This window comes from Megasphaera hexanoica, from assembly GCF_043520715.1.
Classification (GTDB): Bacteria; Bacillota; Negativicutes; order Veillonellales; family Megasphaeraceae; genus Megasphaera; species Megasphaera hexanoica.
The window spans coordinates 1,192,138-1,216,285 of sequence record NZ_CP171361.1 but is presented as its reverse complement, the minus strand read 5'-3'; the positions used below and the strand labels follow the sequence as shown (position 1 = coordinate 1,216,285).

General features: G+C 44.3%; 25 protein-coding genes. 6 read left to right on the top strand and 19 right to left on the bottom strand.

The window, feature by feature from the left end; translation table 11 throughout:
• Positions 1-99: 99 nt before the first annotated feature.
• Genes ACGTIC_RS05775 through ACGTIC_RS05765 form a run of 3 tightly spaced genes read right to left on the bottom strand, consistent with a single transcriptional unit; the run spans position 100 to position 2,663 of the window.
• Entirely contained in the window at positions 100-1,344 is a 1,245-nt protein-coding gene (locus tag ACGTIC_RS05775; protein WP_113854984.1) for a deoxyguanosinetriphosphate triphosphohydrolase family protein, read from the bottom strand.
• Positions 1,345-1,355: 11 nt separating this feature from the next.
• The gene (locus ACGTIC_RS05770) at positions 1,356-2,027 is read right to left on the bottom strand and encodes a TVP38/TMEM64 family protein (RefSeq protein WP_113854985.1); all 672 of its coding nucleotides are present in this window, start codon (positions 2,025-2,027) and stop codon (positions 1,356-1,358) included.
• An 18-nt stretch (positions 2,028-2,045) separates the two neighbouring features.
• A complete protein-coding gene (locus ACGTIC_RS05765) occupies positions 2,046-2,663 on the bottom strand; it encodes a hypothetical protein (protein WP_059076962.1) in 618 nt (205 codons plus the stop codon).
• A gap of 171 nt (positions 2,664-2,834) precedes the next feature.
• On the opposite strand from ACGTIC_RS05765, the gene ACGTIC_RS05760 reads away from it, so the two are divergent.
• From ACGTIC_RS05760 to ACGTIC_RS05750, 3 genes are all read left to right on the top strand, one after another.
• The gene (locus tag ACGTIC_RS05760) at positions 2,835-3,428 is read left to right on the top strand and encodes a LysE family translocator (RefSeq protein WP_070807767.1); all 594 of its coding nucleotides are present in this window, start codon (positions 2,835-2,837) and stop codon (positions 3,426-3,428) included.
• Positions 3,429-3,547: 119 nt separating this feature from the next.
• Entirely contained in the window at positions 3,548-4,105 is a 558-nt protein-coding gene (locus ACGTIC_RS05755) for a biotin transporter BioY (RefSeq protein WP_113854986.1), read from the top strand.
• A gap of 122 nt (positions 4,106-4,227) precedes the next feature.
• On the top strand, positions 4,228-4,968 hold the full coding sequence (locus ACGTIC_RS05750) for a sulfite exporter TauE/SafE family protein (RefSeq protein WP_113854987.1): 741 nt from the start codon (positions 4,228-4,230) through the stop codon (positions 4,966-4,968).
• A gap of 67 nt (positions 4,969-5,035) precedes the next feature.
• On the opposite strand, the gene ACGTIC_RS05745 is transcribed toward ACGTIC_RS05750, so the two are convergent.
• Positions 5,036-6,037: a nucleoid-associated protein gene (locus tag ACGTIC_RS05745; RefSeq protein ID WP_113854988.1), complete on the bottom strand. Its 1,002-nt coding sequence runs from the start codon at positions 6,035-6,037 to the stop codon at positions 5,036-5,038.
• A gap of 545 nt (positions 6,038-6,582) precedes the next feature.
• Between ACGTIC_RS05745 and ACGTIC_RS05740 the strand changes: the two genes are divergently transcribed.
• The gene (locus ACGTIC_RS05740) at positions 6,583-7,485 is read left to right on the top strand and encodes a LysR family transcriptional regulator (RefSeq protein WP_162816180.1); all 903 of its coding nucleotides are present in this window, start codon (positions 6,583-6,585) and stop codon (positions 7,483-7,485) included.
• 463 nt (positions 7,486-7,948) lie between these two features.
• On the opposite strand, the gene ACGTIC_RS05735 is transcribed toward ACGTIC_RS05740, so the two are convergent.
• The 15 genes from ACGTIC_RS05735 to ACGTIC_RS05665 all read right to left on the bottom strand — a co-directional run bounded on the left by ACGTIC_RS05735 (position 7,949) and on the right by ACGTIC_RS05665 (position 21,112).
• Positions 7,949-8,485, bottom strand: coding sequence for a PilN domain-containing protein (locus ACGTIC_RS05735; RefSeq protein ID WP_113854991.1), 537 nt, complete (start codon positions 8,483-8,485; stop codon positions 7,949-7,951).
• The gene (locus tag ACGTIC_RS05730) at positions 8,486-9,247 is read right to left on the bottom strand and encodes a hypothetical protein (protein ID WP_113854992.1); all 762 of its coding nucleotides are present in this window, start codon (positions 9,245-9,247) and stop codon (positions 8,486-8,488) included. It abuts the gene before it with no gap.
• Between the two features lie 13 nt (positions 9,248-9,260).
• Complete coding sequence (locus ACGTIC_RS05725) at positions 9,261-9,704, bottom strand: hypothetical protein (RefSeq protein WP_075582116.1); 444 nt, start codon at positions 9,702-9,704, stop codon at positions 9,261-9,263.
• Positions 9,691-10,152, bottom strand: a complete 462-nt coding sequence (locus ACGTIC_RS05720; protein ID WP_141700301.1) for a hypothetical protein — start codon at positions 10,150-10,152, stop codon at positions 9,691-9,693. The genes ACGTIC_RS05725 and ACGTIC_RS05720 overlap by 14 nt, the downstream gene beginning before the upstream one ends.
• A gap of 368 nt (positions 10,153-10,520) precedes the next feature.
• Entirely contained in the window at positions 10,521-10,973 is a 453-nt protein-coding gene (locus ACGTIC_RS05715; RefSeq protein WP_059076950.1) for a Tfp pilus assembly protein FimT/FimU, read from the bottom strand.
• Positions 10,952-11,425 carry a prepilin peptidase gene (locus ACGTIC_RS05710; RefSeq protein ID WP_070807766.1) on the bottom strand — a complete coding sequence of 158 codons (474 nt, stop codon included), beginning with the start codon at positions 11,423-11,425 and terminating at the stop codon, positions 10,952-10,954. Before ACGTIC_RS05710 ends, ACGTIC_RS05715 begins: the two co-directional genes overlap by 22 nt.
• Positions 11,426-11,464: 39 nt before the next feature.
• The gene (locus ACGTIC_RS05705) at positions 11,465-11,842 is read right to left on the bottom strand and encodes a competence type IV pilus major pilin ComGC (protein ID WP_257536583.1); all 378 of its coding nucleotides are present in this window, start codon (positions 11,840-11,842) and stop codon (positions 11,465-11,467) included.
• A gap of 22 nt (positions 11,843-11,864) precedes the next feature.
• Positions 11,865-12,977 carry a type II secretion system F family protein gene (locus ACGTIC_RS05700; RefSeq protein WP_162816181.1) on the bottom strand — a complete coding sequence of 371 codons (1,113 nt, stop codon included), beginning with the start codon at positions 12,975-12,977 and terminating at the stop codon, positions 11,865-11,867.
• A gap of 95 nt (positions 12,978-13,072) precedes the next feature.
• Complete coding sequence (locus ACGTIC_RS05695) at positions 13,073-13,942, bottom strand: type IV pilus twitching motility protein PilT (RefSeq protein WP_236699681.1); 870 nt, start codon at positions 13,940-13,942, stop codon at positions 13,073-13,075.
• A gap of 67 nt (positions 13,943-14,009) precedes the next feature.
• On the bottom strand, positions 14,010-15,092 hold the full coding sequence (locus ACGTIC_RS05690; protein WP_257536584.1) for a GspE/PulE family protein: 1,083 nt from the start codon (positions 15,090-15,092) through the stop codon (positions 14,010-14,012).
• 271 nt (positions 15,093-15,363) lie between these two features.
• On the bottom strand, positions 15,364-16,335 hold the full coding sequence (locus ACGTIC_RS05685) for an ATP-binding cassette domain-containing protein (protein WP_292017991.1): 972 nt from the start codon (positions 16,333-16,335) through the stop codon (positions 15,364-15,366).
• Positions 16,295-17,395, bottom strand: coding sequence for an ABC transporter ATP-binding protein (locus tag ACGTIC_RS05680; protein ID WP_113854995.1), 1,101 nt, complete (start codon positions 17,393-17,395; stop codon positions 16,295-16,297). Before ACGTIC_RS05680 ends, ACGTIC_RS05685 begins: the two co-directional genes overlap by 41 nt.
• A gap of 109 nt (positions 17,396-17,504) precedes the next feature.
• A complete protein-coding gene (locus tag ACGTIC_RS05675) occupies positions 17,505-19,136 on the bottom strand; it encodes a peptide ABC transporter substrate-binding protein (protein WP_257536585.1) in 1,632 nt (543 codons plus the stop codon).
• A gap of 53 nt (positions 19,137-19,189) precedes the next feature.
• Positions 19,190-20,134, bottom strand: coding sequence for an oligopeptide ABC transporter permease (opp4C, locus tag ACGTIC_RS05670; protein ID WP_075582109.1), 945 nt, complete (start codon positions 20,132-20,134; stop codon positions 19,190-19,192).
• Positions 20,135-20,158: 24 nt separating this feature from the next.
• Positions 20,159-21,112, bottom strand: a complete 954-nt coding sequence (locus tag ACGTIC_RS05665) for an ABC transporter permease (RefSeq protein WP_113854997.1) — start codon at positions 21,110-21,112, stop codon at positions 20,159-20,161.
• A gap of 326 nt (positions 21,113-21,438) precedes the next feature.
• Between ACGTIC_RS05665 and ACGTIC_RS05660 the strand changes: the two genes are divergently transcribed.
• Together ACGTIC_RS05660 and ACGTIC_RS05655 are read left to right on the top strand one after the other, a co-directional pair.
• Positions 21,439-22,569: a M20/M25/M40 family metallo-hydrolase gene (locus ACGTIC_RS05660; RefSeq protein ID WP_113854998.1), complete on the top strand. Its 1,131-nt coding sequence runs from the start codon at positions 21,439-21,441 to the stop codon at positions 22,567-22,569.
• Positions 22,570-22,586: 17 nt separating this feature from the next.
• The gene (locus ACGTIC_RS05655) at positions 22,587-23,933 is read left to right on the top strand and encodes an MATE family efflux transporter (RefSeq protein ID WP_113854999.1); all 1,347 of its coding nucleotides are present in this window, start codon (positions 22,587-22,589) and stop codon (positions 23,931-23,933) included.
• Positions 23,934-24,148 lie beyond the last annotated feature (215 nt).

The window sequence follows — 24,148 nt, the reverse complement described above, 5'->3', positions numbered from 1 at the left end:
TATTTCCCTGCCTGTTCATTTATTATTCTCTTATGATCCATAATAGGCCATTGGCAGGCTAATTCTTATTGTATCACATTTAGAGTGAAATAGATATCGTCAAAAAGTAGTCAGTTCATCAAATATTTTCTCCGCATACGTGTCAGTCATACCGGCAATATAGTCAATACAGGCCCGTCGGTAATCTTGTTCTGAATTGGAAATATGATAGATAATTGTATTACCAAAACTATTTCCGAATTTATCTTTTTTTGCAATATGACGGCCTATATCGGAAAATTTTCGCATCCGTTCCAAAAAATGTTTTCCCAGAGTAGGATAATCCTCTTGCAGAAGCCGGATATTGTCCAATGTCTTTTCACCAGCATAACATTCTTTTAAAATTCCATAAATCGACTCAAGGATCAAGCGGGCATAGGAATGATATACTTCCAGCCTTTTATTATGATAAATATACTGATAATTAAATTTCATGACGCAATGCATCAGGTTAAGATGATTCTGGGACAGGATCAGGCCCTTATCCGGAGAACTTTCTTTGCACAAATCGGTAATAAGGGGATACATAATAGCCGTATTACTGACAGACGGCAAATGAGCATGAAGATGCCCATTTAATTCTTGTTTAAGCTCCTGTAAAGGATATCCATCTTCCGTCAGAATATGGAGCCGTACAGCATCTTCTATATCGCGTCCGAGATAAGCGATTTTATCAGCGATTTTGACAACACAGCCTTCCCATGTATAAGGTTCAAATTCATTAGGGCGCTGAATAGATTCTAAATCAATGGCCTCTTTCCGCGGACGTAAAACGGTCTGGTGTACTTCTCCGCAATGACAGATAATACCATCACGTACAGCATATGTTAAAAGCAAATTAGAAGTTCTTCCTTCGGGGTCAAGTAGTGTTTCAATGTCATCAACTACACGCAAGCCTTGTTTTTCATGCCAGAATGTTTCATGCAGTTCTTTCTCACTGATTTGCCGTAAAACCCGTTCTCCCAGATGACCAAAAGGAGAGTGTCCCAGATCGTGAGCATTGGCAATAGCCTGTATCAATTCCGTATTCAACCCCAAATATTGCCCGATTGTCCCGCTGACTGAAGCGACCTGATTGACATGTTCGATACGCGTACAAATATGATCATTTTTTGTCGTAAAAAAGACCTGTGTCTTATGTTTCAGTCTGCTATAAGCAGTTGAATGGATGATGCGCGTAAAATCCCGGCCAAATTCTGTACGGAAATCATCTGCCCGATGATATAGCTTTCCTCTGCGGGAAACAGCCATCTGCCAATGCGGATGCTTCTCATCCATCCGTACTAACGCAAAAGCTCGTTCCATCTGCACCCCTTCTATCTTTTCTTATACTGCCTGTATGCATAATAAACTGTCAGAATCAGCGTTGCCCATATGATGATCCGGCCACCGTACTGTCCAAATTTCAATAAGTCATGCCCCAGCCATACTTCAACGATGACGGAAGGGACTTTGCCTATAATGGTAGCTACCAGATGATTGGCAAAACTGATGCGGCTCATCGAGGCCACTGCCGTAATGACCAGATTCGGTGAATACGGTATAGCCCGGGCCAATGCTATCGTCTTTATCGTACTGTACTTATCCAGTTTTTCTGTCAGATGGCTGCGTTCCACTAGTTTGCGTGCCTTATCCCTCAGCACGGTCCGCATGATGACAAATCCCAGAATATTTCCTAATACTTCCCCTATCCAGGAAATGACAATGCCCGGCAGCAGGCCAAATATAACACCATTAACCGTTAAAAAAGGAATAGATGGCAAGCCGGTCATATTAGTCAGTACAATCATAAATATAGTAATTGCAATGGCTCCATATCCAAAAGAAGATATGTACTCTGTCAGCCCTTCTACATTGCCGTCAAGAGTAAGCCGGAACAGAGTTTGATAGAAATCAGGAATAAAATATTGAACCACTGCCAGTTCAACGATAATAATCACGAGGACAGCCAGTTTCATCAACTTATCTAATAAAGAACTTCGTATCATGCCTATACACTTCTCTATCTATGAATCAGAATTGTCTTTATTTCGAAACCGTTGCAAGGAAGCCTGTGCTTCTTCTACATGGATATACTGTGCTTCTTTCTCTGCTACATCGACAGACAGCCACCTCTTTGCTTCCTTTTTGATTAATTTATACAAATCCCGGGGGAAATCAGGGCAGGTCGTCGTGATGCCTCTGGGTTGTACGGCTTCCCGTTCCAGATAGTAATTATGAGGATACCACCCACTCTGGGCCCGATGCCATGGATCTAAAAATAGATGGTCTGCAAACTGGCCGCTTACATTGGTCAGCTCAAATTCATCAACAGACCCTATGGTACGTAATTTATGAAAGAAAACGCGTCCTCCTGTCGATTTCATGCGCAACCGGGATAAATAAGAAAATTCACCGATAGGGCCATTGACAGGAATTGGATTATGAATATCATGGCCAAAATCGCCGCTGGCACCAGGAACTGTATCACAGGCATTGCCAGCCAATACAGTTTCACGTATATCTTCTGGCAGCCGTTCGTTCTGTTTTTCTACGTCATTCATAAGAAGCAATGCATCATCATATAATTTTTCACTCCGCGTGCGCTGCGGACCTTCTTTATACATCTTTTCAAAAAATCCCATCCTGTCATCCTCCTTTTTCCTGCCATTATTATAACACGCCGAAAAAAAGCAGTGCAACAAAAGCGGCATGGCAGGTATTGTTTATGCGATAGATGTGCGATAAAATGTACTCATATGACAAATAAGAAAGAAAATAAGATGGATATTTTCAACTGTCACGAGGTGATTTATATGATAACGGAACTGACCGCATTTCTTGTGTACTGTATAGGCATGTCTTTTACACCAGGTCCTAATAATCTCATGTCCTTATCGGTCAGTCAGAAAGTAGGATTCAAACGGGCTGTCCCTTTTCTCTGGGGGCTTTTTTTCAGTTTTTTCATCATTAATGGCGCTGCCTACTTGTGTTCGTCTACCTTACAGGAACTGATTCCACAATTGGAAACCCCTTTCAAAGCACTGGGCTCATTATATATCCTCTATCTGACATATAAGATAGTTAAACCTCCATCAAAAACGTCAGAAAAAGAGGAAAAAAACATAAAAAGTCGTCTTTTTATTTCCGGTTTTGTTCTCAATCTGACAAACATCAAAGTCATGCTTTTTTTCCTCATGGGATACATGGTCTTTATCCTGCCGGCATTTACTTCTCTTGTTCCCCGTCTTCTTCTGGGTATCATCATGTGCCTGCTATGCTCTGTGTCTAATGTGCTTTGGGCACTGGCAGGAGCTGCTTTCCGCCATTATTTTGCAGCCCATGAACGAGTTACATCTATCGTCCTCGGTTTACTCCTTTTATTTTCAGTTGTCGAAATCTGGCTGTAATTACGTCTTTGCTCCTTTATTATTGTTAACCTATTAATAATCATATAAGTTGACTATTTTATAAAAAGGCGCTATAATGCTGTCTGTATCCATTTTACATGACAGAAAGGTGATTCATTATGACAACTCGTGAAGCAGTTTTACATGCGGATTATTCCATTCGCACGGTAACCAAAATGTCTATCTGCGTAGCTTTGTGCTGCGTTTCTGCTTATATTTCCATTCCCCTGCCTTTTACTACTGCGATGATTACGGCTCTCACAGTAGTCATGAATCTGACTGCATTCATATTAAAGCCGAAACAAACACTTATTGTCATGCTCGTCTGGATTCTTCTGGGAAGCGCTGGTCTACCCGTATTTGTTGGCGGAACAGTCGGTTTCGGCAGATTATTCGGTCCAACGGGTGGATTCATCATCGCCTTTGCTATTGCCTATCCCATTGTCAGTCTTTTAAAAGGCCGTAATAACTCCTTTGTCCGTTATTCTCTTGCAGCCATCACCGTAGGAATCCCTATTACCTATTTAGGTGGCGTCATTTCCATGATGCTGGTACTGCAGGTAACATTCTGGCAGGCTTGTGTTATGGCCGTATTCCCATTCATTCCCGGAGATATTGCCAAAGCTGTCCTGGCTGCGTTTTTAGGGGTTCGGATCAATAAGCTCTATCACGATTGACTATCCTTTTATATCAAAGACTGCGTATGATGAAAATTCATAGGCAGTCTTTTTTACATTGATACTTTGTTTCTGCTATGCTACCATTGTTATAGAACTACTCCGGAAAAGGAAGTGATTTATTGGATCTCTCTCTTATAACGGCCCATTTGATGCCAGCGTTTGTCATATTTCTGGCGGCCCTCATGCAGGCCATTACCGGTTTTGGCCTGGTCATTATTGCAGCCCCCTTATTAATGATTTTTTATGACCCCAAACTGACCGTACTCATCATGTTTGTCGTAGCCATGTGCACAAATATTGTGCAGCTTCCTTTTGTATTCCGGGAAGCCCGCACACGAGTTGTTGCCGTTATTATTATTGGATATATGCTTGCCCAGCCTCCGGGACTGCTCATTTATCATCATTTTTCCAGCATCCAGTTAAAAATTCTCGTAGGATCCGTCATTTTTATTTCTTTGCTGGCTATGCAGTTTTCACACTACCATTTCCGTCAGTGTCAGCGTAATGATATTCTGACAGGCTTTCTTTCCGGCCTTTCCGGAGTCACAACAGGGATGGCCGGTCCACCTCTGATTATGTATTTTGCCTATGCAGATTTTACGCCTCAGCAACTGCGCGGTACAAGTGTTCTCTTTTTCTTTGTGAGCGGGTTCATCTCTATATCCTTTTTCATCGCTAATGGCATCGATTTTACACCTGCCGTATATGAGTCGGTGTATATGATACCGGCACTGGTTCTGGGAATTCTACTGGGACAAAAACTCCTGAAACATGTATCGCCCCGATTATTCCGCCGTCTTATTTTTTGCATGCTTTATTTCGTCTGTCTGTATACATTTTACAGTGTCCTGGCCAGTTAATTCCTGACAGTATCCCCATAAGGAAACAGCCCATACCCAGTTTATGCAGCTGGATATGGACTGTTTTTTATTTATTTACAATCTTGGCAATATTTTTTAATTCAATAGATAAAGTACCGTCGGGATTATTGATGAATTGTATATAGTCAGAATTATCAATATATTCCGATGGAAAAGTGATTTCTATTCCTGTATCTGTCTTTATTTTATGAGTTTTTCCAGTTTTCCGGGCAAAATCCTGTTGAACAGAAATATTATCGGGCAGTTGTGCTTCTTGTATTTTCTCTTCAAACTGACTTTGCATTTCTTTGTTATCTGAAAAGACAGCAGAACCCAATTCTTTTGGTGACAAGGAATCGGATGTTTCTGCATGATCTGCCAGGTAATTCTTTGCTTTAGATAATGCTTCAACACTGCTGCCGCCATGGTCTTCTGCTACTTCAGCAGCTATTTTATTGATTATTTTTACAGCATCTCTGCCAGATATCTGTGATGTACACTGTAAAAGCCGGTCGGGTAATATATAAATATCCTCCCCATTGCATTTTCGCTTCTTATCGATAAAACGGATAGAAAAGTCATCAAACCGTATTAAGGCATAGGCTTCTATTTTCTGGCTGGTCCCCGGTAAAATAGCATAATGCTTAATAAGTTTATTGTACACATTTCCTTCCTCATCCAGTACCTGATGAGTATATGCCGTTTTGTTTTCCAGCATCAGCACAGCCAGTGTCCGCACGCCATCATCGTCAGTAAAATCGACGACGAGAAGATCCGTCGACTCCATTTCATCACAATGAGACAGTATATCATACGTTTTTTTTGCAATAACTGCTGCCGCATCATCAAAGGTTATTTCTTCCATCTGAAGCTGCTGTAATACATGATGGAATGAACTGGTAGCATAAAAAATACCTGTCTGCTGTCCGGCATCTTTCAGTAGTCGTTCAATCCGTTTATCTACATATTCGTACACGACATCGCTGGAAAAATCAAGGTCTTTCTGTGACAAAATACACATATTCGTGTTAAAGTCCAGAATATGCAGGATTGCTTTTTGTATCATCATAATGCATATTTCCTCCGCCTGTAAACAAATGTAATGCGCTTAAAGCTGATGCTGTTTATCTTAACAGTTCTTAAGAAAAAAGTCCATAACCGCAGTCATACACTTTCATCCGTCATGATTGCCAGTCATTCCAATCCTGTACTTTCCCTATATTCCTTCATCTAAACATCCATTATGTCAGACACATCTTTCCACAAACAACAACAGGAACCGCTTCGATGCGGTTCCTGCCGTTGTTTGTGGGAGATATCATATATTTGGGCTAATATATGAGCGGGCAATGTACATTGTCATAAATTACTGATAATCATAAAGAGTATTAACAGAATACCGGTCAGAGCAAGCATTTTTTGTGTCATCTGAATAGTCATGGCAGGTTCCTCCTTTCTCCTGTATCAGGATACAAATGTTTCTTCCCTTCTGTAAAGACCGGTCTTTTTTTTCCTCTTTTCATGTATTATACTATCACTAAATAGTCCATCCGTAAAATTGAAATATGTGAACAAATGTATCGGAAATTCCGAATGTGCAGAGGAGGAAGTGGAATGGAATTACGCCAATTAAAAACGTTTACTACCATCGCCCACCTGGGCAGTTTCTCAAAAGCAGCACGGAAAACAGGCTATGCCCAGTCTACGATTACCGGACAAATCCAGCAGCTTGAACAGGAACTGGGAACCCACCTTTTTGAACGGCTTCCACACCACATTATATTGACAGATCAGGGACAAAAACTGCTCCCCTATGCCGAACAGATACTAGAACTCACCCAAACTGCCCGGGAAAGCATTGTCAACGAAACCAGCCTGAGCGGAACTGTCACTATTGGTACAATGGAATCTGTCGGCATTACGAGACTTACCAGCGTGCTAAAAGAGTTTCATATCCGCTACCCCCACGTCGATTTGCGCCTGCAGTTCGGTTCCTGGGACCTTCTTTATCAGGCACTTCGTGAAGGCCGTATTGATGTCGCCTTTCTTCTGGGACAGAATATACAGGATGCTTCATGCACCGTCCGGATTTTATTTGATGAACCGATGTATCTTCTGGCTGCTCCACAGCACCCTTTTGCGTTACGAAATACGGTACAAATCAGCGACCTTTCCGGCCAGACACTAATTTTGGCAGAAAAAGGATGCAGTTACCGCACGGCTTTTGAAAACACTCTTGCCCAGTACCATGTTCTGCCAGCCCAGGTACTGGAAGTAGAGAGCATATTTGCCATAAAAAAGCTCGTTGCCAGTAATTTAGGAATCACTTACATGCCTGCCATGGCTGTTCAGGATGAATTCCAGACACAAACACTCGTACGTCTGCCTTGGAGCGGGCCAGATTACCATATCAAAACATTGATGATCCACAAAACAAACAAATGGATTTCTCCGGCATTAAAGGCTTTTTTTGAATTGATTAAGGAATACCTCGTCGATACGGGCATCGGTATATAAATAACACATACGGTCCCTGCATCATGTTTTTATTTTACGTGTATCTGCTCTTTCCGTTAGCATCATTCGTATATATAGCCCTTTTTCTATCGGTTCTATGCATTGTACCTCTATATGGCACAGTGGATGATTCATCGACAGATGATTCATAAAATATATGAGATTGTGAAAAGACCCGTGTAATTCTATCCGATATCGCCCTAATGCATTGCTCTCCTCCTGAATAGATAAAAGCTGCATCTGTGTTTCTCTGGCAGTCGCTTCCCATAGCGAAACTTCACGGTCCGACAGAAATATATCTGTATTAATGGTTGGCATAGCAGACAAGCGCATACCATTTTCTTCCAGTGACTGTATGGCTCTATGCCATTCATCGCGCGTATGACATAACGTAAAACTGAACCATCCCGATAACAGAAGAATGACCCAGAGCACTCCGGTAACTATCTTCTTTATTTTCTGGTTATTCATCTTTTTGAGACACGGGTTTATCTTCATGATGTAATACAATATGCAGTTCTGCAGTATTTTCTCTTCCTTTCTTTTGCCATTTTCGTATATATGCTTTGGAAACCCACGGCGATTTCTGCAGTTTTTCTTTCCACTCCTGCAAAGCAGACTGTTGCCGGCTGGAAATTTCTATCTGCAAATTATCCCGTTCTGCCGCAATTTTTTTTACTGTTATGTCTGCCGGCTTAGTATCGGCCAGGCAAACCAGCATAGCCGGCCAATACGACTCTCCTTTATACTGCAATAGTTGTACTATTTCCTTTCTTTTTTTCATCTTTATATTGTGGGCCTGTATTTCCGACTGTACCGGTTGCAAAGACTGTTCGAATCTTTGTTTCATCGTCTGAATTTCATAAATATACAGAAAACTCATTATCCAGGCAGCCAGAATCCCGGCAATAGCAGAAAAAAGAAGGATTCTATACAAAACAGTCTTCCTTCTGTCACAGGCTTTTTCCGATTCGGGCAATAAATTAATTTCAATTTTCATCTATATAGTTCCTAATAAGAACGAAGGGCCTTGAATATGCCATTTACGCTGAAATTGTTCCGTTTTTTTCTTCCATACTGGCTGGCACAAGTTTTGCGTAGCTGATTCCTTCACAGTCATATGAAACCACTCTGTACAATCAGCTGATTTGATAGCTCCTTGCTGAAATGCATAAGACACCACTATGCCATTCTTTATTTCCATGATATGCAGATCTTTATTCTCCTGCAGAAACAATGTACCGTCTGTACCGGCATATTGATTGCTGATAAGAGCGGGAAGCAGCATTATATTTTTAATAAGAAGTCCCGCATCATGGGCAGTTTTATAACATATTTCCACACTAAACCGGGAATAGGCCCCCAGAATCCACTGATACATATCCTGCCCATCTTTTTTACTTATGCGGCAGATATCAAAAGCGTAATCCGATTCTTTTCCAGCCAATGGTTCTGCCCAGAGAGCCGCTTCTCTTCCTTCTTCATTGTTTTCTGCCGGCAGTTCACAAATCTTCCATAAAACCTGAGGTCCGCTTAATACGAAAGATAAAGACCAGCCATAAAGGTCATATACGTCCAGGATACGCTGCAAAACAGATTGAAGGTTATCTCTTTTTTCCAACCATCTCCTATCAGGAATGTCCTCATAAGTATCTCCCAGAACCATCCGGCACCGCCTCAGCCAGTCATACTCTTTTTTGATAATATGTATTGCATGCGGAGAAAGCCAGAACACAGCTTCCTTTCGTACCCATTTTCCCATATATCAGTACCTCTTATATCCTATAATCATAAAAAGTGAATGTCCATCTCTGACAGGAAGCATCATATATCGCATTAAAAGAAAGTGCCCGCGTCCGTTGTACACCATCCGGCCCGACACAGGCAATTCCACGTAATGTCCCTGTCACGTCTCCTTGTCCAGTCTGCTTCAGTGTGCGTACTACTTTTATTTTTCTACCCGGGCCTGATTTTTCAGCTAGTTCGGAAAACTCCTGCTCCCATTTTTCCGGGAGATCCGATTCTCCTTCACTCTCGCACTGTAACTGTCCCATAAGCAATGCACTCTCTGCCAGATATACGGCTTCGATGGAATATCTGTACATTTCTATTTGTTTTTCATATTGATGCGCCAATACAGCTGCAGCCAAAGAAAAACTGAAGATGATCAACCCTGTCCACAGCGCAAAAAGCATAATAAAACCATTACGACGTTTCATGAGTAATTCCGGTTCCAGGATATATCCATAAATCACACCGCCAGGTACATCCTGCTTCATGTTTGAGATTCATCGCTGCGCGGACACATCCATCTTCCTGGGAAAAAAAGGGGCATCCCGGTTCCAACGGTTCCACGATAATCTTGTTCCGTCCTGTTTCTCCCGTTCCGGTTACAGGCTGGACAGTACCATCATCAAGACATTTATATATGACTCCCTGTCGTATCAAAAAGCCGCTGCGCAGGTTCTTGTCCGTAAGAAATCGTACAGATGAATCAGTCACGCGCAGAGAAGAAGCTGAAGCCAGTGATACGGTCAGCGTATCTTCCAGGTGTATTCCCTGCAAAGCCGTTTCCTGCCAGGAACAACTATATTCATACATGCGGACAGACTGTACCGCTGCCGGAAGCATCGCCAGTACAATCAAGGCTGTTAAAGAGGACGCCAACACCATCTCCAGCAGTATAAATCCATTCTTCCTATGGCATATTCTCCCGTCCAAGACGCATGCAGTGAAAAGGTTTTTCTCCATCTGCCCGTACCTCCACATCGTATTTCACACATCCGGAATGCCACATGGACTTCGCACAATGTACGTAATATGGCTTTCCCCGTATCCAGTATGTCCTATCTTCCATTCCATTTCTTTTAATTTTCTGATATTCCATTTCATTTCTGGCTATGCTGGCTTCCTGCTGCCACGTACATGACCGGGCATATATACGCATCGTCTCCTGCATCATAAAAACGGATGGCACAATTAAGGTCACCACAAAGAAAACGGCAGCCATACTATCCAGCAGCAGGAAACCTCTGCTATACCATCCGGATGCGCCCGGTCTGGGCAGCAACAATGATTTTCTTTTCATGGCCTCCCCTTCCTTGTAATATAACTACCATCTGATTTCCTTTAGGCCTGCCCTGTTCATCAAAATAAAAATCTTTCCGGTATGATGAGCTGCGTAATTTTATGCCGTTCTCATAAGCCCGTCGTTTTACAATCCTGGTTCCTTCCAACACAACATACTCCTTCTGTCGCACCGAAAGCCGCCAGGCCGGGTCACCGCTATTATTGCCCACAGCATGCTGACGAACCGAGGCCAGGTCCCATGCCATTTCCCGTATCAATCCATCGAGGTGCTGATTTTCTACATAATTCCCTGCTGGAACGGCCGATGCGCTGATAAGAATAAGTATGATCGACACAACCAGACATAATTCAAGTAACAAAAATCCACCATTTTGCTTCACATCAGTAACCCGGCCCATGCAATCCATTCTCCTGCAAAAAAGAAAGACAACCACCAACCACTTATGAGAAACGGGGCAAAGGGGATGACTTTTTCGCGATATACAATCCAATACATGACAGCACCAGCCAATGCCGTACCAAAAGCAACACAGAGAGTGCTGTACAACACCATACCTGAACTGCCCAGAGAAAGAGCTCCGATTAATTTAATATCTCCCCAGCCAATACTGCCAGGCAGGACGAAAGCCGCTATTCCTAACCCGGCCAGGCAGGCCAGACTGAGAATCCAGTCTGGCTGCACCAGCCGAAACAGGCAGGCGGCTCCATTGCCTGCTGCCATGACCAGAACAATCCTGTCGGGAATCCAATAATAACGTATATCCGTATAGACAATCAGCAATGAACAACCTGCCACGATCCCCAACCAACAAATCACCGGGAAAGAACACAGATCAAGACTGTCTATCATCACTATCACCATGTCCCTTTTCCATGTAATACGTTCTTATTACTCATTATTTGTACCTTCTGGATTTCTCGATGTATAGGTAACTCCATTAAGGGTGACCCGTACTACTCCATCGGCAATGCTGTACTTTTCAGCTCCTGTAGGCGGTTTCGGAACAAATTCAAGATATTCTTTTTCAGCCAGCGTCTCGACCGTATCAGGATACGCGCCTGTATCAAACTGATACACGGCAGCCGCATTGCTGATGGTTCTCAGGTCAGCCTGTATTTTCGCTTTATTGGCTTTATCGCCGGCTGAGCTGAATTTAGGAACAGCCATCGTTGCAATAACCAGTATAATAGAAACTACAATCAGCATCTCCAGAAGGGAAAAACCGTTGCGAACGGGATGCCGCCATTTTTTTGCCATAGAATACATAATCAACACTCCTCTCAGTAACTCATATAATAGCCGCTGCCGCATCCAGGAGCGGTAGCAGTAAAGCCAAAACGACCAAACCAATCATCAGTCCCATAAAAGCCATAGTCAACGGTTCCAGTAACTGGCATATCCGCTGGGACCAGCGGGAAATCTGCCAGTCATAATATGAAGCAATCCGCGAAAATGCCGTATCATAATTACCCGTGCTCTCCCCTACAAGAATCATAGCTTCCAAAAAGGGAGTGGCTATGTTTTCATGCTGTATCGCTTCCAGAAACGAATGACCGGACCGCACCCAGCTGCTGCAGTATTCCATTTTCTTTTGGAACCAGATCTCGTTAGTGGCATTTGCAGCATCCTGTATGGCAGAAAGTACGGGAATGCCGCTGGCAAGCTGCATAGCCATGATCCGGCTGAAACGCTGCCAGCACCACGCCAGATACATCCGTCTCCACAGGGGAATCCGCATTATACAGGCCGTAATATACAATCGGGCCTGCCTTTTTTTATACCCATATACTCCGACTGCAGCCAGCAATAGAAATATGCCCAGTAAAGACAATCCATGATAGCAGCATAAATTCTTCATGCCAATAAGGCCTCTCGTCAAAACGGGTAATGGTACATTCATGGATGCAAACATGGTTGCAAAAACGGGCAGGATATAAAAAACAGCTCCTGCAAGGAGCAGGATAGTACCTGCAAGAAGAAATCCCGGATATATCATAGCTTGTATCAGCTGCTGTCTTTGACAATCTGTATCCTGATAATAATTTCCTAAAATAGATAAAACAGATTCCATATTTCCCGAATGCTCACCGGCCTTCAACAAGCAGCAGGTCATTTTTGGAAAAAGCCGGGATGATTCCAAAGCAACAGATGGTCTGGAGCCATTTTCTATGTCATCTCCTATCTTTATCAACGCATCTTTTTTCTTTCCTCGTGGTAATGGTCTTACCAGCAGGCGCCAGCTATCCAAAAAAGGGATACCCGCCTTAGTCATCTCTGCCAGTTCTTTAAAAAATGATCCCAGTTCCCGTGATTTCATCTTTCGGATACGCCACGGCAATGTTACATGTTGTTGCGGTATTTCTTCGATGTGAAGAACCTGCCACTGTCCTTGTTTCATCATCTTGTATACAGCATTTCTGGAGGGGGCATGTAAAAAGCGTGTCACAACACTGCCTGAAGAATGTCTGGCCGTCACCTTATAATGTATCTGTTTCATCATATTCTGCCCTGACAAGCCTGTTCCATTGTACGCATTCCCATAGCGGCTCCCATCTGCATAAGCGAGGGGAGCTGATGCTCCCGGCCAGTCCGGATCAGCTGGGATACGGCGTGGGTCCGCAACAAAACTTCTCTCACTATACAGGTATCCTGCTGGCGGCATAATCGCTGCTGGGCCAGTATAGCCTGTAAAACCTGGGACAGACGGTAGCGGATTTCCTCCTGCCGGCTTCCCGGATAGGCTCCGACAAAACGGGTTATCGCCTGAGCAGCAGACCGGGTATGGAGCGTAGAAAGCACAAGGTGGCCAGTCTCAGCCGCAGTCAGTGCGGCATCCATAGTCTCCTGATCACGCATTTCTCCAATAAGGATTACATCCGGATCCTGACGCAGCGCCTGACAGACAGCCTGGGAAAAACTGGTAAAATGACAGTGCAATTCCCGCTGGGTAATGAGAGAACCACCTTCTTCCAAAATGATTTCAATGGGATCTTCCAAAGTAATGATATGATATTTTTTATGGTCATTCAGATATTGGATCATCCGCCACAAGGCAGTCGTCTTCCCACATCCTGTCGGCCCGCAGATCAGGATGAGTCCATCAGAACAGCAAGCCAGTCTTTGCAGTAATTTTTCATCCCCGTCCGCTGGCAGTGATGATAAAGGATATAATATGCGGATGTCTGCATAAAATCCCCCGTATGCCTGACAAAGCTGTATCCGGAGCCGCACCTTTTCGTCCCATTCGGCAGACAGGGAATCACCAGTCCTATTGTTCCAGCCCTGGGCCAGCAGCCAGCACCGGAGTTCCTCTTTTGTAACAAACCAGTTCTGTAAAGAGGTAAGTTCCATCCCAATGCGCAACATTACCGGATGGCCCTCCTGTAGGTGTATATCCGTTGCCTTTTTTATGATAGCCATCGCAATTACGTCATTAATAGTCATCGTCTTCCCCCTCATCATAGACACGGCAGATTTCCGGTTTATCTGTCAGCCCTTCCCGGAGAGCATGGCTGATGCATTCTTTCATAAAAACAGCCTGATCCTGTGAAGCGGCTTCCAATAGTTTTTTTCTTTCGCTTCGTTTCTGTACAGCCTGCCTCAGAGCAGCGCCGGAATGGACAACTTCGCACAGGCAGAAACGGCCATGATACCCGTCTTTTGTACGATATCTCGCCAGCCGTTGAGATGCCATACCGGATAGTGCTTCAGCTACCAGGAACGGTTCCAGTCCCATATCCAGCAGGCGCAGCGGTACATCGACGGCCCGTGCCGTATGGAGCGTACTAAAAACGCGATGTCCTGTCAGAGCTGCCTGCAGCGCAATGCCAGCCGTCTCTGCATCCCTGATTTCTCCAATAACCAGTATATCCGGGTCCTGGCGCAACAATGCGCGAAGGCCGTTTTGAAAAGCCAACCCGCCTTTTTCATGAATCTGGCTCTGGCAAAATCCATCGACCCGGAGTTCCACCGGGTCTTCCAGCGTAGCAATGCTTATTTCAGGACTATCCAGTTCCCGGAGCAATGCATATAACGTCGTCGTTTTACCGCTCCCTGTCGGGCCGCAAATGAGAAATAAACCCTGACTGCCATGGACAATTTGCCGCAAAAGCTGTCTCGACGGCATATATGGGATTAGTTCATCCAGACAAAATGGCTGATGATCCGTAAACAGGCGAAGAACAATTTTTTCTCCCCGCACGGTGGGCATTGTGCTGACCCGTACATCCAAAATATGATGATTTCCTTTCCAGACACACCGCCCATCCATCGGCAGGCGCGTATTGGCAATGTCCATATGGCTCATGACTTTGATGCGTGCTGAAACCTGGGGAAGAAGTGTTGTTTCCAGATGTCCTACGGTCTGAAGTATGCCATCGATACGAAAACGGACCCGCACTTGTTTATCCATCGGCTCAATATGTATATCACTTGCGCCCATCTGTACAGCCTGTGTCAGCATTGTATTGACAAACGGCTGTACAGGCATCCCACTATGATAAGTCCATTCAGACATTTCCTTTCCTTCCTTTCTTCCCGTTCTTTTCTCAGCATAGCACGCAATCTCCTGCATGTGTCGATTTTAATCTACTTCTTATGATATTTTAATTTTCATCTCATAATCTCAGATGTTTTTAATGATATTCTCATCACATTTTAATAAACCAAAAAAAGGCCCGAGAGGACCGTTTTTCTCATCATACGGCACGTATGACAAACCAGGGCATTGCATACGGTCAAATCCAGTATGCAATGCCCTGGTTACCCAATATATGCTATTTTATACCTTAACAAGCGGCTTGTTTATATGTATTGATTTCATCGTATGAACAATATACGAAATGACCCGGCGTGATTTCATACATGGCCGCCTTCACTTCCGGCGCATATTCCTGGACAGATGGGTCATAATCAATACGATGACGTTTGCGTTCCTGCTGTAAATCCGTGAGCGGTGAAGCAGAAAGAAGCGAAATCGTATACGGATGAATAGGGTGACGATACAATTCATCTGCCGGTGCCAGTTCAAGAAGCTTGCCATTTTTCATGACACCAATACGGTCACTGATATATTTAACCATAGCGAGATCATGAGCAATAAATAAATAGGTCATTTTCCGTTCTTTACGAAGATTGATCAGCAGATTGACAATCTGAGCCTGTATCGATACATCCAGTGCAGACAAACATTCATCGGCAATAATAAAATCCGGCTGTACGCACAAAGCCCGGGCAATACCGATACGCTGGCACTGGCCTCCGGAAAATTCCGTTGGATACCGGTTGGCATAGGAACGGTTAATCCCTACAATATCCAGCATTTCATTTACCTTATTGTGAACTTCTTTATCGGTTTTGCAGATATGATGTACCCGGAGCGCATCCCCTATAATATTTTTTATGGGAATACGGGGATTGAGAGAAGCAAAGGGATCCTGGAAAATCATCTGCATTGATTTACGGAATGCCATCATTTCAGAGCTGCTACGGATTTTAGTAATGTCTTTTCCTTTATACATGACAGTCCCGGATGTCAGTTCTTCCAGTTTAATGACCGTGCGGCCTGTCGTAGATTTGCCGCTGCCTGATTCTCCGACAAGACCAAAGGTTTCACCGGGATAAATAGAAAAGGAAATATCATCTACAGCACGAACTTCATTCTTCTTGCCTTCATTATATATTTTATGTAAGTTCCGTACTGATAAAATCGGTTTTTCATCAGCGAGCGCCGCTGCCGGCGTGACGATATGCATAATCATTCCCCCCATCTTCCTGTTTCATGAAAGAATTAAAAATCTGCTGCCGCCGTACAATTTCTGCCGGAGGTGTAACTGATGGAGCCTGTGGATGAAGCAGCCATGTCGCCGCATAATGAGTATCACTGACTTTGAAGAACGGAGGTTCTTTTTCGTAATCAATAGCCAGTGCATAGGCGTTACGAGGAGCAAAGGCGTCTCCTTTCGGCATGTGCAGCATGTTAGGCGGTGCTCCCGGGATACTGTAGAGATGATCATCCGTTGTATCCAGCGTCGGCATGGAACAAATGAGTCCCCACGTATACGGATGCTGAGGATTATAGAATATCTCTTCTGCCGTGCCGATTTCAATGATTTTACCGGCATACATGACGGCGACCCGGTCTGCTACATGGGCTACGACACCTAAATCATGGGTAATAAAGATGACGGACATATTCAGTTTTACTTTTAAATCATCAATTAAATCCAGGATCTGTGACTGGATGGTAACATCCAGTGCCGTCGTCGGTTCATCTGCAATCAGAATATCGGGTTTACACGCCAGGGACAAGGCAATCATGACACGCTGACGCATGCCACCGGAAAACTGATGGGGATAGTTCCGGCTGCTTTCTTCAGGATTGCGGATTCCAACAAGACCCATAAGCTTTATGGCTTCTTTCATGGCGTCTGCCTTCGAAATATCTTCATGAGTCAGGATGGATTCAGCAATCTGCCGCCCCACGGTCATAGTCGGATTGAGAGATGTCATAGGGTCCTGAAATATCATGGCTATTTTACGGCCGCGAACCGATTCCATTTCTTCTTCTGGTAAAGTAAGGAGATTTTTCCCCTCGTAAATGATTTCACCTTCTTTGCCAAATATGGTATTCTTTCGCGGCAGCACCCGGTTGATTGCCTTCATAGAGACCGATTTACCAGAGCCGGATTCACCGACAATTGCCAATGTTTCACCACGTTTCAGATTAAAGGTAACACCGCGCACAGCGTCTACGATGCCGTCCAGCGTCCGAAACGATACATGTAAATTGTTTACTTTTAATATTGTATCTGTTGTCATTGCTGTTCATCCTTTCTCATACACCGCTGCGTCTGCAGCACCAGCAGCAGACGCAGGATGTATAACCTTTACGGAGCACGCTGTGTCAATCTGCAATTACGGCGCCCGTTTATTCAAAATGCCACTGATAGAGGTCATCCAGAGAACCTTCCCAGAAATCCTTAATTCCACCGACGAGATTTTTGCTCTGTACGTTAATCTGATCGGTTTCGTACAAGCTGGTAACGAACTGATTATCGCGCATATATGCCTGAATTTCTTTGTAAGCTGCTTTGCGTGCTTCCGCATCAGGTAAAGATGCCGCGTTGTTCATCATCTCCGTCAGTTTCGGATCATCAGCATGGCAGAAGTTATTGCTGCCGCCTGGTACGAAGTAGTTGCTGTAATCCGGATCCGGCGTAAGGCCATAGCCCAGAAGCATCATTTCATAATCGCCTTTCTTGGCATTACCAAGAACGGTCGGGAAATCCAGTTTCTGCTGTTTAACATTGAGACCGATAGCCTGCAGATTCTGCTGGATCAAATCTGCTGATTGTTCACGCAATACATTTCCAATCGGTACCTGGAGTGTAATTTCTTTCGATGTATCGAAGCCCGATTCTGCCAGTTCTTTCTTAGCGGCTTCCGGATCATATGGCAGCGGTTTTACGCTTTCATCATATACAGGGCTGACTTTTGTGTAAACAGTTGGTACAATCTGTGCTGTGCCCTTGTACAGTTCATCACAGATTTTCTGACGGTCGATAGCCATCGTAACGGCACGGCGGAACTTAACATTGAATGCCGGATTGCTGTTATTGACTTCCAGATACTGCGTGTTCAGTGAAGGAACAGCCTTGACAATCAGTTTGCTGTCTTTCTTCAGGACATCCAGATCCTTAACCGGTACAGAACCAATACCACCCGAAGCGGCCAGCTGCACGTTACCGGATTTTAATTCTGTCACGAGGTTGGTCCCATTCATGATGCGGATGAATACCTTTTTCAGCTTAGGAGAACCCTTGTAATAATCTTCGTTTGCTGCCAGCTCAACATGATCATTCGTCTTATAGGAAACGAATTTATACGTGCCGCTGGTAACAGTCGGTTTGGTAACAGCATCTGAATTGGAGATGTTTGCCGGATCGATTTTTTCAAAGACATGTTTGGGAACGATATAGACTTCAAAGCCCAGCATGCTCTTCAGGTAATTCGGATCTACCGGTTTCTTCGTACGGAATGTAACCGTATGTTCATCGACAGCCACCAGATCCGGAATGGGAGTACCGTCCGGTCTCTTGCCTACACTGTCTGTCCCTTCCAGCATGTTGATATAGCTTCCTTTAGTCGTTTCCACTTTCGGATTGGCAATGAGGTTGAACGTAAAGACAACATCATCTGCCGTGACGGGTTTGCCATCTGTCCATTTTGCCTTTTCATTCAGTTTAATGGTAAAGTTCTGATTATCCGTCGTATCAATGCTGTTAGCCAGCTGCGGTGTAAACTTGTTGATTTCCGGCATGCCCAGGAGCGTATCATACATAAAACGGATTGTAAACTGACCGGCAATGCCAGGATTGAACAGCGGGTTAAACGAATCGGGTGCATTAAACATACCGATCGTCAGTGCTTCTTTTTTGCCGGCAGATCCTCCGCCACCTTTGCTGCCTCCGCCGCAACCTGCCAGCATGGTAACACTCAGTGCCAGACAAACAGCTAATGCCAGACCTCTTCTTTTGCGTATCCATGATAATAAGCCCATAATAACCCCTCTTTTCTTAAAATATATAGTCAGCGATCCTGTCCCCTCTTTACTTATTTAGAATCGCCGTCTATGGCTTCATTCAGACCATCACCGAGGAAGTTAATCGTCAGTACTGCAATGAGAATCGCAATTCCCGGTGGAATCCAGCGCCACGGTTCAGCTGATAAAATCATAATAGACTGGGCACTGGTCAACATATTGCCCCAGCTGGCTGCCGGTGGTTGCACGCCCATTCCCAGGAAACTCAATGATGCTTCGGTCAGGATGGCATTGGCAATACCGAATGTGCAATTGACCAGAATCGGAGAAAGAACATTTGGCAGAATATGTTTAAAAACAATCGTAAAAGGCGAATAGCCTGTAACAATAGCAGCCGAGATATAATCCTGGGTCTTGATGCTGAGGACTTCACCGCGCACCAGACGGCAGATAGGCGGCCATCCCATAAAGCCCATGACCAGCATGACAGTCATCATATTCGGACCAATCAGACTGACGATGACCAGAATAATCATAAATTGAGGATAGGCCATGAACACTTCGGTAATGCGCATGATCAGACTATCTATCATTCCACCAAAGTATCCAGAAAGTAATCCCAGTGTAATACCGATTGCCGCATAGATGACAACCGACCCGATGCCAACAATCAATGAAACCTGTGAACCATATATGAGGCGGCTCAGTACATCACGTCCGACATCGTCTGTCCCCAGCAGATGAGCAGCTGACGGGCCTTCATCGAAAGCTCCCGTCGTCTGTACCGGATCAAATGGCGAGATTAGTGGTGCCAGGATGGCCATCAGGATAATCGCTCCAAAGAGAACCAGGCTCCATACAGCCACCTTGTTTTTACAGAACCGGCGCCATGTGATTTTCCCCCAAGATTCAGGAACTTCTTCTTTTTCCTTTTCTTTTTTGCCACTCAGGGCATTCAGTCCGAATGAAGCACCGATACTGTTTTGATGTACCAAAACAAATTTATTTGCTTCCATTCCTGTCCCCCCTTTTCAAATCCCCTATTTACTATACTTGATACGCGGATCGATAGCCGCATAGGCAATATCAACGGTCAGATTCGCAATGAGAACGGCGATTGCCGACAAAATAACAATTGCCATGAGTACGGGATAGTCCCGGGAATTAATGGCTGCTACGGTAAGTGATCCAATACCGGGCCACTGAAAAATCTGTTCGGTGATGACTGCGCCGCCAATAACTTTCGGCAGGTCGGTCCCAATGACCGTAACGATAGGTATCAGAGAGTTGCGCAGTACATGGAACCGTAAAATCTGACGCCACTTAAGTCCTTTTGCCAAGGCTGTGCGGATATAATTCTGACCCAGCACCTCCAGGACGCTGGCCCGTACGTACCGGATCATATTTGCAGAAAACTGCGACGCCATAACGATGACGGGAAGAACCAGATGTTCCGCCAGGTCAATGCCATCATTTTCCATCCCGAGGACTTCCATGCCGCCCGTCGGGAGCAGATCCAGTTCAACAGCAAAGATGTAAATCAAAGCCAGTCCCAGGAAGAACGGCGGAAAGGAAACATTGAAGAATGTCCAGCCGATGATAGCCCGGTCCAGTTTCGAGTTTTTATGAAGGGCAGCTATGATCCCTAAAGGAATAGCCGTCGCATAAGCTACAATCAGGCTGATACTCATGAGAAGCAGTGTCGGTCCGAGGCGCTGGGAAATGATATCCAGTACAGGCTGGCGGTCTGCAAAGGAAAATCCCATATTCCCAGTCAGGAAATTAGCCATCCAGTCTACATACTGGATAAATAAGGGCCTGTCCAGTCCCAGAGCGGCTCGTGTCATCTCCACCTGGGCTGCCGTCATATCCGGTGAAATATACATGTCGGCCGGATCCCCCGGTGTCAGATGAACCAGGACAAATGCACCGATGGATATGAGAAACAAGACCGGGATAGAAATAAGCACTCGTTTTAAGATGTACTTCCCCATAATAATCCCCCCTAAATACAACACATGTCGGTCTGTATGCACCAGATCAGCAGGTTACCTAAAAAAAAGAGCAATGACACATAGTACTATGCGCCATTGCATCTTCCTGTCTTTGAATTTGTTTAGGTATGCTTGAATAATACACCGTTAAATTTAAATTGTCAATAGGTTAAACGTATTATTTTTTAATTGATTATATATTTTCATATATAAACATAATATTTTTAGTTGTTTTCGCAATATGAAATTGCGAAATATATCCATATACCATTCCCCATCCGTGGTGTATAATAAGCATGGTATGATAGCCAAAAGGGGGAATCTTAATGAATACATCTGTCACACAACAGATAGACCGTTTTGCCAGAACAAATGAACGCCATCTCATAGAACTATTGACAACAATCTGCAGTCTGCCGTCACCGACAGGTTCAGAACAGGCCAAAGCCAATTGGATTTTGACCTATCTTCATAAACTGGGAGCATCAGAATCTTATATAGATAGTGCCGGCAATGTAATCTGGCCTTGTCAGATTACGAAGAAAACAAAACATCCCGTTTATGGAGCTCATATCGATACAGTATTTAATCAAGTATCTTCTATCAAGCCGAAAATCGAAGGAAATATATTTGCGGCGCCGTCTTGTGGTGATAACAGCGCCAATGTAGCCAGTCTCCTCTTCTTTGTAGAAATGATCTTATCGCTTCATATCGAACTGCCGGCAGGTGCTTTCTTCCTGTTCAATGTAGGAGAAGAAGGGCTGGGAAACCTCAAAGGTATCCGCCAGTTCATGACAGACCATGCTCATGAAGTCAGTGAAATGGTCGCTATTGATTGTAACAGTGATTCATTCATCAATCTGGCCGTCGGTTCCCGCCGGTATCAGATTGATATACAAGCGGAAGGCGGGCACAGTTGGGGAAACTTTGGCAACGATAATGCCATTGCCATTGCTTCCGGCATCATCTGGAATCTCTATAACCTGGATGTACCGGTCAATCCTAAAACGACATATAATGTCGGCACTATCCAGGGCGGCTCGACGGTAAATTCCATCGCCGAACATGTGTCTTTCACAATTGATCTGCGTTCAGAATCCAAAGAAGAACTTCAACGGATAGATCAAAAATTTCACGAGTTGCTCGATGCGGCACGGGATCCTAAAATTCAGATTACGGAAGCATTCCTCGGCGAACGGCCTTGTAATGACGGAGCAGAAAATTCGGACATGTGTCAGCGCCTGGCCCGTATCCGTTCTGCTCACGGGCTGACAACTACCTTTCAGTCGGCCAGTACGGATGCAAATATTCCACTGAGTCTGGGTATTCCGGCTATTTCATTTGGTACCTGCATAGGCCGCCGTGCCCATTCCGTATATGAAAATCTGGATCTCGATTCACTCGTACCAGGCTTTATCCAACTCAGTGAATTTATACTTTCTTCTCCACATAAATAAAGGAGTCACATTGTTACATGATACATAACATGACCGAAGGGAACCCTATAAAGCTGATTCTGGCTTTTACGGGTCCCCTTTTGATTGGAAATATTTTTCAACAATTTTATAATATTGCAGATATCATCATCGTTGGACGTTTCATAGGCGTTCACGCTCTGGCTGCCGTTGGAGCGGTGGCCCCCTTGTTTATGGCTCTTCTTGGCCTTACTATCGGAATGGCATCGGGCTTTACTGTACTAATGGGACAACGGTTCGGCGCCGGTGATTTCGATGGAGTCCGCCGTTCATTTTCAATGTCAATCATACTTTCTCTCGGCATGACAGTCATTCTCATGCTGATTGCCTGCCTCTGCATGCCCTGGTTCCTGCAACTCATGAACATTTCGCATGAATTGTACGATGACTCATATCAGTATATCATAATCATATCATATGGTCTTCTAGCCATGATGTTTTATAATCTTCTTTCCTGTGCCTGCCGGGCTCTGGGGGACAGTCGTACCCCATTATATTTTCTCATCTTTTCCTCATTGCTGAATGTAGTACTGGCAGTTTTATTTATTGCCTGTTTCGGCTGGGGTATCCCCGGTTCGGCAATTGCTCTTGTCCTGGCGCAGGCCGCTTCTACTGTATTGTGCCTGATATATATGCACCACCACTTTCCCATGCTGCATCTCCAGCGCAGGGACTGGCACTGGGATAGAGCTTTCGCACTTCAGCATTTGCGCATCGGTATTCCCATGGCAGCCCAATTCCTCATTATCTCACTCGGAATCATCATTATTCAGTCGGTCTGCAATACATTCGGTTCAGAGACGATTGCCGGCTTTGTCTCCGCTACACGGATAGAACAGTTGGCATTACAGCCCATGGTTTCTTTCGGTATTGCAATGGCCGTGTATTCTGCCCAGAATTATGGTGCCAGGAAATATAACCGTATTCGTCAGGGAGTGCGGCAGTGTTCGCTCGTATCACTGGCTTTCTGTGGGCTGGCAGCAACGACTATGTATCTGGGCGGCCAGGACATATTAAGTATTTTTACTAGCGAGCACGATGAAATTTTGTTGCAGCAGGCCTGGCTCTATATCACCATGAGTGTTCCGTTTTATTTTTTCCTGGGACAAATTTTTGTCTATCGCAATGCTGTTCAGGGTATGGGAATATCAGCCGTCCCGCTCACAAGCAGTATCATCGAACTCAGTCTTCGCGGTGGCGCCGCTTATCTCCTTGCTAACTCCTGGGGATATTGGGGTATTTGCTGCGCCAGTCCTATCTGTTGGGTTGCCGCATGTTTCTTCACAGCTGGTTGTTACTTTTACATTATATCCAATTTAAAAGACAGTGAATATTTAATTTCATAATCAATTTATTTTTAATCCTATGAAACACCCGGTCTTAATCCTTATTATTTTCAAATTAACATTAAAAAGATAAACATAGAAAATTTTTATAATAAGTCACTATGTACAAAACGAATAGATAAGATGTAAAATTTCTTAAAACTAATACTAAAAAATAATGGAAAAATGTGGTATTTTGTATTATCCTATATGTAATAGATTGTGAAAAAAATCAT